This is a genomic window from Megasphaera massiliensis (assembly GCF_000455225.1).
Lineage (GTDB): Bacteria > Bacillota > Negativicutes > Veillonellales > Megasphaeraceae > Megasphaera > Megasphaera massiliensis.
The window spans coordinates 18,904-27,094 of record NZ_HF954538.1 but is presented as its reverse complement, the minus strand read 5'-3'; the positions used below and the strand labels follow the sequence as shown (position 1 = coordinate 27,094).

Annotated in this window: 14 protein-coding genes; 12 read left to right on the top strand and 2 right to left on the bottom strand. The window is 46.9% G+C overall.

Annotated features, from left to right (window positions below; translation table 11 throughout):
* Positions 1–71: 71 nt before the first annotated feature.
* Positions 72–977, bottom strand: coding sequence for a LysR family transcriptional regulator (locus tag TX77_RS10125; protein ID WP_044504965.1), 906 nt, complete (start codon positions 975–977; stop codon positions 72–74).
* A gap of 509 nt (positions 978–1,486) precedes the next feature.
* Between TX77_RS10125 and TX77_RS10120 the strand changes: the two genes are divergently transcribed.
* The 11 genes from TX77_RS10120 (at position 1,487) to TX77_RS10070 (ending at position 7,112) form a co-directional block, all read left to right on the top strand.
* Entirely contained in the window at positions 1,487–1,690 is a 204-nt protein-coding gene (locus TX77_RS10120; RefSeq protein WP_044504964.1) for a hypothetical protein, read from the top strand.
* 2 nt (positions 1,691–1,692) lie between these two features.
* Positions 1,693–2,193, top strand: a complete 501-nt coding sequence (locus TX77_RS10115) for a flavodoxin (RefSeq protein WP_044504962.1) — start codon at positions 1,693–1,695, stop codon at positions 2,191–2,193.
* 12 nt (positions 2,194–2,205) lie between these two features.
* Positions 2,206–2,625, top strand: coding sequence for a cupin domain-containing protein (locus TX77_RS10110; protein ID WP_044504960.1), 420 nt, complete (start codon positions 2,206–2,208; stop codon positions 2,623–2,625).
* An 11-nt stretch (positions 2,626–2,636) separates the two neighbouring features.
* A complete protein-coding gene (locus tag TX77_RS10105; protein WP_081651740.1) occupies positions 2,637–3,086 on the top strand; it encodes a carboxymuconolactone decarboxylase family protein in 450 nt (149 codons plus the stop codon).
* Between the two features lie 179 nt (positions 3,087–3,265).
* Positions 3,266–3,568, top strand: coding sequence for a hypothetical protein (locus TX77_RS10100; protein WP_044504959.1), 303 nt, complete (start codon positions 3,266–3,268; stop codon positions 3,566–3,568).
* 92 nt (positions 3,569–3,660) lie between these two features.
* Positions 3,661–3,954 (top strand): hypothetical protein, encoded by a 294-nt coding sequence (locus TX77_RS10095; RefSeq protein ID WP_044504958.1) that lies wholly within the window; start codon positions 3,661–3,663, stop codon positions 3,952–3,954.
* Between the two features lie 89 nt (positions 3,955–4,043).
* Positions 4,044–4,337, top strand: coding sequence for a hypothetical protein (locus tag TX77_RS10090; protein WP_044504957.1), 294 nt, complete (start codon positions 4,044–4,046; stop codon positions 4,335–4,337).
* Between the two features lie 86 nt (positions 4,338–4,423).
* Entirely contained in the window at positions 4,424–4,732 is a 309-nt protein-coding gene (locus TX77_RS10085) for a hypothetical protein (RefSeq protein WP_044504956.1), read from the top strand.
* 134 nt (positions 4,733–4,866) lie between these two features.
* On the top strand, positions 4,867–5,169 hold the full coding sequence (locus TX77_RS10080) for a hypothetical protein (protein WP_044504955.1): 303 nt from the start codon (positions 4,867–4,869) through the stop codon (positions 5,167–5,169).
* A gap of 137 nt (positions 5,170–5,306) precedes the next feature.
* A complete protein-coding gene (locus TX77_RS10075; RefSeq protein WP_044504954.1) occupies positions 5,307–5,609 on the top strand; it encodes a hypothetical protein in 303 nt (100 codons plus the stop codon).
* A gap of 321 nt (positions 5,610–5,930) precedes the next feature.
* Complete coding sequence (locus TX77_RS10070; protein ID WP_044504953.1) at positions 5,931–7,112, top strand: iron-containing alcohol dehydrogenase; 1,182 nt, start codon at positions 5,931–5,933, stop codon at positions 7,110–7,112.
* Positions 7,113–7,184: 72 nt separating this feature from the next.
* On the opposite strand, the gene TX77_RS10065 is transcribed toward TX77_RS10070, so the two are convergent.
* Positions 7,185–7,841 carry a flavodoxin family protein gene (locus TX77_RS10065; RefSeq protein ID WP_230198110.1) on the bottom strand — a complete coding sequence of 219 codons (657 nt, stop codon included), beginning with the start codon at positions 7,839–7,841 and terminating at the stop codon, positions 7,185–7,187.
* Between the two features lie 140 nt (positions 7,842–7,981).
* On the opposite strand from TX77_RS10065, the gene TX77_RS13865 reads away from it, so the two are divergent.
* Positions 7,982–8,191, top strand: a 210-nt coding sequence (locus TX77_RS13865) for a hypothetical protein (RefSeq protein WP_044504951.1), incomplete at its 3' end; no start/stop codon positions are given.

Here is an 8,191-nt window from a genome sequence, read left to right as displayed (position 1 = left end):
GCTTTTTGTGTGCTTTTTTGTAGGAAAGAAAGACTGAGTCCCCTTGAAAGCTGTACTCCCTTTGAGAGAGGTCAGGGATTGGCCTTTTTGTATTCGTCGACTTGCTTTTTCAGGCATTTTAAAAAGGCTTCGGACGCCCGGGACAGGAGCTGATATTTTTTCCAGGCTACGACACAGGATAGATACCGGGCCGGTTCTAAGGGAACATAGGTGATATCTTTATCCTGCTGCTGATAGAGACCGGACATGGCCATGGCATTGGTAAGACCTCCTTTTATGAGTAAAGAGGCATTTCCTATGAGGTCAAAAGAGCCGACGATATTCAGATCTTCCTGTTTGAGAGTTCCTCCGGACCAGGATTCAAAGTCAAAGGAGTGTGTCGTTCGGCGCGACGATACTAATAGGGGCATGTCGGCTATGATGTCGGGGGTGATGGTCTTGTAATGGCTCCACGGACTGTCACTTTTGGTGATGATGCCGACTTGGTCTATTTCAGGAAGGGCGATGGATTCAAAGCCTGACGCATCGAAGGGGTCGATGAATAAGCCGAAATCGATCAGGCCGTGGGACAGTTTTTCTTCGACGATATCGGCATTGCCCGTAAAGAGGTTGCACGTAACCTGCGGGTGCTGGAGGTGAAGGTCCGTAAAGGCATCGGTTAAGAAGTGAGCAATCCGCGTTTCGCCGGCACCGAGGCGGATACAGCCCGTTAAGTCGGTCTGGTCATCGCTGATTTCAGCTTCTGTTTGACGGACGAGAGACAGGATTTCCTCGGCTCGTTGGCGGAGGTGGATGCCATCTTCAGTCAGTTTCGTGTTGCGATTGGTTCGGATGAAGAGCTGCTTGCCTAACTCCTGTTCTAAATCGGCTATTTGACGCGATAAGGTCGGTTGGGTAATGTGCAGGGTGTTGGCCGCTTCGGTCATGTTTTCTTCTCTGGCGACGGCCAGAAAATATTCTAAAGTCCGTATTTCCATAGCTTCCTCCTTGCATATGACATAATGTATTACGATAAGTATACGATTTTTTTAGGGCTTTTGCAATACGATTAGTGAATTCCTAGCTATTGAATATAACACTTTTACATTCCTAACTACTTTTGTTAAGATAAGAGTGCCTCAAGGGAGAGGTGTTCGACACGTCGAGCGATGAATTCGCTTCTGCTGCAGTTCTTAACGGAAGGGATGGGAAGAAAGGAATCCGTCTGAAAATCCTTGGAATACATTTTGAAAATGTCTAGGTATTGAATATAAGACTTTTACATTCCTGACTACTTCTGTTAAGATAAGAGCGTCCCAAGGGACAGGCGTTCGATACGTCGAAATATAAATGCGTGCCTTCTGATTGTTTTTGACGGACAGCACGCTTTGAAATAAGAAACATGCCTGAAGCGTATGTCTGGAAATAAGATATAAGCTTTTTACATTTCAAGGACCATCTGCTAAGATAAGTCCTTGTAAGACGGGCAAGAAGGGAGGCCATGAGGATGGGACCTGAATCATGGAAGAGTTTAGTCGATGTCGGCTGCTCAGCGGAATGCATTGAACAGTATAAAAGATTGACTGACGATGAACAGCGCTTCCTTTACTTGCGTCAGTACCGACGGTGCCTGTTGAATAAGATCCACGACAAGCAGCAGCAGCTGGACCGCCTCGATTACTTACTGCATCAGTTAAAAAAGGGAGGCTGATTATGAGTTTATTAATTGTCTACTATTCTTGGTCGAACGGCAATACGCAAAAGATAGCCGAACAACTTCGACTGGCGACGGGCGCCGATATGGCCCGCATTGAAACGGTAAAGCCTTATGAAGGCGACTATATGGACGTCGTCAATCAGGGCCAGCGCGAAGTGAATCAAGGATATAAACCGGACATCCGCGAGCTGGCGCACAACCCGGATGACTATGACGTCATCGCCGTCGGAACGCCGACCTGGTGGTACACCATGGCTCCGGCTGTAAAAACCTTTTTGGAAGACAATGATTTTGCGGGTAAGACTGTCATTCCTTTTATGACCAACGGCGGATGGCCGGGACATGTCATCAAGGATATGAAGCAGGCCGCCAAGGGGGCCTCGTTCGGACCCTCTATGGAAGTTCAGTTCGACAGCAGCGGCGGCAGTGACCTGGTAACTGATATTGGAGACGTTGACCGCTGGATAAAAGATATTAAACAGAAATATAGTATGTAGGAGGACATGGATATGACATTAGAAGAACTCAAGAAAAATAGCATCTTTGCCGTAGGCGGAGAAAACGTAGATTATGCACAGTACTTTGACGGCATGAGTTACTTGAATATGCTGTCCTTGAAACAAGTCATTGTCGGCAACGTTACCTTTGAACCGGCTTGCCGCAATCATTGGCACATCCATCATGCCTCAGAAGGGGGCGGACAGATGCTGTTGGTAACGGCCGGCCGCGGCTGGTACCAGGAATGGGGCCAACCGGCTCAGGAACTCCATCCCGGCGACGTCGTCAACATTCCGGCCAACGTCAAACACTGGCACGGTGCCGCCAAAGACAGTGCTTTCCAGCACTTGGCCATTGAAGTTCCCGGTAAGGATACGAGTACTGAATGGTGCGAAGCCGTTTCTGAAGCCGATTACAATCAGCTTCCGTAAGGCGGTGCCCTATGGTCATTAAAGGATATATAAAATTGGTTTTGGCTTTGAGCTTTATGCTGCTGGCCGGAACGCTGTTTATGGGAACGGAAGGAGCTTATGCTATGAGCAACGATACACAATCTAAAAAAGCCGTAAAAATCGTACAGACTGCCGGTCGCCAGCGGTTAGGTGATTTTGCCCCCGATTTTGCCCGCTATAACGACGATATCCTCTTCGGCGAAGTCTGGAGCAAGAACGATGTCCTCGCCTTGAAAGAACGGAGCATCGTCACCGTTTCAGCCTTGATTGCCCAGGGTCTTGTCGATTCATCTTTGAAGTTCCATATGGAAACGGCCAAGAAAAATGGCGTGACCAAAGATGAAATGGTTGAAATCATTACCCAGCTCGCTTTTTACAGTGGATGGCCGAAAGCATGGGCCGCATTTGCCTACGCCAAGGAAGTCTACGGAGATCAGTAATGCAAAGCGTTCTTAATTATTAATGGCAGCCAGTGGTTGTCATTAATAATTTTAAGAAAAAATATCAAAAATCAATTCATTGTAATATTGATATATCTCGAAATGTGGAGTATAATACAACCATGCTAAAGATTGATTTTGAATTAGTAATGGTTTTTACATAGAAGGAGAAATAAATTATGAAACAAGGAATGTTCAAACAAGTATTATCAGCCATGGTCTTGACCATGTCCCTGGCCGGAGGCGCTGCTTTCGCTTCTGCCGATTCGGTCCAGTTCAGTGAAAACGGAAGCTATCAGGCTGTGGTTATTGAATCGGTACCGACGGCTTCGATGCATGATGATTTCCGCGGCTACAGCGAAAACGGAAGCTATCAGGCCGCTATTAATAAAAACGTACCGGCTGCCGTAAAACATGCAGACGTTCGCGGCTTTAGTGAAAATGGAAGCTTCGTTGCTGCTTCAGCCTTTGAGAACAATTAATAATCTCGTAACGACGAGTGAATATAGATTTACAAGATTCCAACCACTTGGCAGAAGGCCATTGGTTTTTAAATAAAAAGGAGATAAAAAAGATGAGAAAAGTAATGTTTAAACAAGTATTATCGGCAGCCGTATTGACGATGGGCCTGGCAGGTGCAGCCTTCGTTTCGGCCGATTCCATCCAGTACAGTGACAATGGCGATTATAAAGCTGCTGTTGTTGAAACGGCACCGGCCTCGACTCCGGTAGTTGCCAGCCGAGTCTACAGTGAACATAACGACCACCAGGCCGTCATCAACTTGGATGCACCGGCAGCCAACATCGTAGCCGTTCGCGTCTACAGCGACAACGGTGATTCCGTTGCTGCCTCGGCTTTCAACGCTTAACGAGATTGTATAGAACGATACATTATAAATTTAGAAAATTCTGACCATGTATATGATGATGGTTTTTATATAGAAGGAGAGACCCCATTATGAAAAAGAACCTTTTTAAACAAGTATTATCGGCAACTGTATTGACCATGTCCTTGGCAGGTGCAGCCTTTGTTTCGGCCGATTCCATCCAGTACAGTGACAACGGTGATTATAAAGCCGCTGTTATCGAAACGGCACCGGCCTCGACTCCGGTAGTTGCCAGCCGAGTCTACAGTGAACATAACGACCACCAGGCCGTCATCAACTTGGATGCACCGGCAGCCAACATCGTAGCAGTTCGCGGCTACAGCGAAAACGGTGATTCCGTTGCAGCATCGGCTTTCAACGCCTAATGAGATTACATAAAACAATACATTATAAATTTAGAAAATTCTGACCATGTATATGATGATGGTTTTTATATAGAAGGAGATAGAGTATGATGATGAAGAAGAACCTGTTTAAACAAGTATTATCGGCAGCCGTATTGACCATGTCCCTGGCCGGCGGTGCCGCCTTCGTTTCGGCCGATTCCGTACAGTTCAGTGAAAACGGTGACTATCAGGCCGCTGTCAATTTAAGTGTACCGGCTGTTTCTAAGAGTGATGATATTCGCGGTTACAGCGAAAACAGAGATTATAATGCCGCCATTAACCTGAGCGTACCGGCAGCTGTAAAGAGCATCGATTCCGTCCAGTACAGCGAAAATCGTGACTACGTTGCAGCTTCGGCTTTTGACAACAACTAATCGATTTACAGTAAGACTTTCTTGATTGACGAAGACATTTCAATCACTTCATCTCGTAATAGCGAGTTACAGATAGATTCAGAAAATTCCAACCATGTGCATGACAATGGTTTTTATATAGAAGGAGATAGATTATGATGAAGAATATGTTTAAACAAGTATTATCGGCTATGGTATTGACCCTGTCCTTGGCCGGCGGTGCAGCCTTCGCTTCGGCCGATTCCGTCCAGTTCAGTGAAAACGGCGATTACCAGGCTGCCGTTAATCTGAGTGTACCGGCTGTTAGCAAGACAGCTGACTTCCGCGGCTATAGTGAAAACAGAGATTATAATGCCGCTATTAACCTGAGCGTACCGGCAGCTGTAAAGAGCGTCGATTCCGTACAGTACAGCGAAAATCGTGACTACGTTGCAGCTTCGGCTTTTGACAACAACTAATCGATTTACAGTAAGACTTTCTTGATTGACGAAGACATTTCAATCACTTCATCTCGTAATAGCGAGTTACAGATAGATTCAGAAAATTCTGACCATGTGCATGACGATGGTTTTTATATAGAAGGAGAGACCTAATTATGAAAAAGAATCTTTTTAAACAAGTATTATCGGCTATGGTATTGACCATGTCCTTGGCCGGCGGCGCCGCCTTCGTTTCGGCCGATTCCGTACAGTTCAGTGAAAACGGCGACTATCAGGCCGCTGTCAATTTAAGTGTACCGGCAGTTTCTAAGAGTGATGATATTCGCGGTTACAGCGAAAACAGAGATTATAATGCTGCCATTAACCTGAGCGTACCGGCAGCTGTAAAGAGCATCGATTCCGTACAGTACAGCGAAAATCGTGACTACGTCGCAGCTTCTGCTTTCGACAACAACTAATAACATCGCAACAACGATGTGTAGATAGATTAAGAAAATTCCAACCATTTGGCAAAGCCCTTGGTTTTTATATAGAAGGAGATAAATCAAAGAGTGTCGATTCCGTTCAGTACAGTGAAAATCGTGACTTCGATGCCGCTCCAGCTTTTGACAATTAATAACAGATAGTGTACAGTTAGGGTGCACCTTTGAATTTATTATAACCATCAGGCTCAGCCCTTGGTTTTGATATACAGCATCAGGCTGTTTGTGCCGTAGAAATGATGCTCCTTATTGAGGATAACTTATGGTTTTTCGTAAGGTACAAAGGAGGAAACAACGATGTTAGGAAATTTTGCTTACCACAATCCGACGAAGCTTTATTTTGGGGACGAGTCCTTAGAATTTTTAAATAAGGAATTGCCGAACTACGGCGAAAATGTCGTCCTGGTCTATGGCGGCGGTTCCATTAAAAAGAACGGCGTCTACCAAGATATTCTGGATATTTTGCAGAAAAATGGTAAGAAGGTCGCTGAAATTTCCGGGGTTATGCCCAATCCGACGCTTGAAAAGTTATACGAAGGTATTGAAATTGCCCGCAGCCATCAGGCGGATTTCCTCTTGGCCGTCGGCGGCGGTTCTGTCTGTGACTACACGAAGGCCGTAGCCGTTTCGGTCCATTGCGACGAAGATCCGTGGGATAAATACTTTATCCGCTTTGAAGAACCGACCTGTCCTATCGTTCCCCTTGGCTGTGTGCTCACTATGGCCGGCACGGGCTCGGAAATGAACGCCGGCTCGGTCATTACCAACAGTGAAACGAAGCAGAAAATCGGCCATGTTTTCGCCAGCTCCGACGTCATGCCGAAATTCTCCATCCTGAATCCGCGGTATACCATGACCGTACCGGATTATCAGATGAAGGCCGGTATGTTCGATATCTTCAGCCATATCTGTGAACAGTATTTCTCCGGCACCGACGATGTGACCAGTGATTATCTCAGCGAAGGCCTGCTCCGCTCAGTCATCCACTCCAGCCGCATTGCCGTCAAGGATGCTCAGGATTATGAAGCCCGCAGCAATATCATGTGGTCGGCTACGTGGGCCTTGAATACACTCTTGTCCTGCGGCAAGCCCGGTGACTGGATGGTCCATATGATGGGCCAGGCTGTCGGCGGCTATACCAACGCAACGCACGGCATGACTTTGTCCGCCGTTTCCCTGCCGTATTACCGCTATATCCTTCCGTACGGCCTGCCGAAGTTTAAACGCTTTGCTGAAAATGTATGGGGTGTACAGCCTGAAGGCAAAACGGATGAACAGATTGCCCGCGAAGGCCTCGACCGGATGGAAGACTGGATGAAGGAAATCGGCGTCGTCTTGTCCATTAAGGATCTGGGTGCTGACGAATCGATGCTCGACGGCATTGCCGACGTCACCATGATTCTCCGTGGCGGCTATAAAAAGCTTGACCGCCAGGAGCTCATTGATATTTTCAAAGCCAGCCTGAATCGAAAGGCATAACAAGTACGATCCGTATGATAGATTAAAAAAGGGTTCGCATGATTGTTTCATGCGAACCCTTTCTGGACGTCTTCACTTCGTTGTGTCTTGTACCAGACTTTGGCCTATTTCATATGCCTCTTTCAGACAGATGGGGCCGGCTTTTTCTTGGTAGGCTTTTTTGTCGCTTTCCGAGAAGACCGACGATTCATATTTCGAGTAATCGTTGAACTGCAGCGTATCGTAGGCCCAAAGGGTCTTCGGCGGAATGCCGAGGATACGGTCGGCGAAGTCTTCTTGGGCGGCGATGTTTTGAGGCAGGTGGTATTCTTTCGCCTGTTCTTCTGTGACGTTCATGGTGTAGATAAAGGCTGACGGAATCTTTTTGCCGAAGACGGACGGGATTTCTGCGCTGTAAATATAGTTTGAGAAGAAGAGCCGTTCTAAAAAGGCATGCATGCCGGACGTGAGGCTCATAAAGTAGATGGGCGAGCCGAAGAGGAGGGCATCTGCTTCTTTAGCCTTCGTGAGGAAAGGCGACAAGTCGTCTTTTACGATGCACGTGCCATGGTCCTTGTCTTTTCGCTTACAGTAAAAACAGCTGATACAGCCTTTGTAATTCAAGGAATAGAGGTCGACGTATTCTGTGTCGGCTCCAGAAGCTGCGGCTCCCCGCAGGGCTTCTTTCAATAGTTTTGCCGTGTTGCCATTGCGGCGGGGACTGCCGTTAAAGGCCATAATTTTCATCATTCATCATCCTTTCTTTTAAATGTTATATCATTATATCGCGTTATATAGATTTATTCAAGAGGAAACCTATCGATTTAATGCATGGCGGGGGCTGAATCTCCGCGTATCTTGTCGTTACTGTATAAATAGGGGGAATTATCATGACGAAAAAAAACATCGTAGCTATCTTGGCAGCCGCCTTTATGGCTGTTAGCTTATCGGCCTGCAGCAGTGTCCGCACTCAGGCTGACGGTCAATCCGGGGCTACGGAACAGACGTCGCAGACGGCGGCAAAACCGAAGGTCGATGCCGATGCCAGTGCATCCATCAAGGGCGCTGCATCGGATCAGAAAGAAGGACAGCATACGGAC

Excerpts from the sequence above, each read along its gene's own strand:
- TX77_RS10090 (WP_044504957.1), top strand. The coding sequence starts at position 4,044 with ATGAAAAAGAACCTTTTTAAACAAGTATTATCGGCAACTGTATTGACC.
- TX77_RS10100 (WP_044504959.1), top strand. The coding sequence starts at position 3,266 with ATGAAACAAGGAATGTTCAAACAAGTATTATCAGCCATGGTCTTGACC.
- TX77_RS10125 (WP_044504965.1), bottom strand. The coding sequence starts at position 977 with ATGGAAATACGGACTTTAGAATATTTTCTGGCCGTCGCCAGAGAAGAA.
- TX77_RS10085 (WP_044504956.1), top strand. The coding sequence starts at position 4,424 with ATGATGATGAAGAAGAACCTGTTTAAACAAGTATTATCGGCAGCCGTA.
- TX77_RS10080 (WP_044504955.1), top strand. The coding sequence starts at position 4,867 with ATGATGAAGAATATGTTTAAACAAGTATTATCGGCTATGGTATTGACC.
- TX77_RS10110 (WP_044504960.1), top strand. The coding sequence starts at position 2,206 with ATGACATTAGAAGAACTCAAGAAAAATAGCATCTTTGCCGTAGGCGGA.
- TX77_RS10105 (WP_081651740.1), top strand. The coding sequence starts at position 2,637 with ATGGTCATTAAAGGATATATAAAATTGGTTTTGGCTTTGAGCTTTATG.
- TX77_RS10120 (WP_044504964.1), top strand. The coding sequence starts at position 1,487 with ATGGGACCTGAATCATGGAAGAGTTTAGTCGATGTCGGCTGCTCAGCG.
- TX77_RS10115 (WP_044504962.1), top strand. The coding sequence starts at position 1,693 with ATGAGTTTATTAATTGTCTACTATTCTTGGTCGAACGGCAATACGCAA.
- TX77_RS10095 (WP_044504958.1), top strand. The coding sequence starts at position 3,661 with ATGAGAAAAGTAATGTTTAAACAAGTATTATCGGCAGCCGTATTGACG.
- TX77_RS10075 (WP_044504954.1), top strand. The coding sequence starts at position 5,307 with ATGAAAAAGAATCTTTTTAAACAAGTATTATCGGCTATGGTATTGACC.
- TX77_RS10070 (WP_044504953.1), top strand. The coding sequence starts at position 5,931 with ATGTTAGGAAATTTTGCTTACCACAATCCGACGAAGCTTTATTTTGGG.
- TX77_RS10065 (WP_230198110.1), bottom strand. The coding sequence starts at position 7,841 with ATGATGAAAATTATGGCCTTTAACGGCAGTCCCCGCCGCAATGGCAAC.